This is a genomic window from Vibrio sp. 970 (genome assembly GCF_033339075.1).
In genome coordinates, this window is sequence record NZ_JAWOTW010000657.1 from 1 (window position 1) to 557 (window position 557).

Consider the following 557-nt stretch of genomic DNA (forward strand, 5'->3'; position numbering starts at 1 on the left):
AGAATAGTGCCTTGAAGATTAAGTTGCAATCGAGTTCACCGATAAAGATTTGAACTGACGCAAACTTTAAGTAAATAAATTGTTAATAAAAATTATTCTCAGACCACTACATATTTGGGTAGTTGGGACCACCACCGCCTTCAGGAGGCGTCCAGGTGATGTTTTGACTTGGGTCTTTGATATCGCAGGTTTTACAGTGAATACAGTTCGCCGCATTAATCTGTAATTCGGCTTGCTCTGCACCTTCTACAATTTCATACACCCCAGCAGGACAGTAGCGTTGAGCGGGCTCGGCATAGAGCGCCAAGTTCTGTTCGATAGGAATGCGCTGGCTGGCAAGCTGCAAATGACACGGTTGGTCTTCTTCATGGAAAATATTGGATAAATAGACGGAAGAAAGACGGTCGAAACTCAACACGCCATCAGGCTTCGGATAGAGGATCTCATCGCTGTTTTCCGCCAGAATCAAAGACTGATGATCGGGATGTTCACAACGTACATTCCACTTTGCTTTGCCTTTTAACACGTTGTGTTCCAACATCGCTAAACCACCACCT

Annotated in this window: 1 protein-coding gene; it reads right to left on the reverse strand. The window is 44.5% G+C overall.

The genetic code is table 11. The annotated features are described in order from the left end of the window. Positions 1 to 106: 106 nt before the first annotated feature. Positions 107 to 557: 4Fe-4S dicluster domain-containing protein (locus tag R7Q11_RS28455; protein ID WP_225467263.1), on the reverse strand; the 451-nt coding region annotated here is incomplete at its 5' end.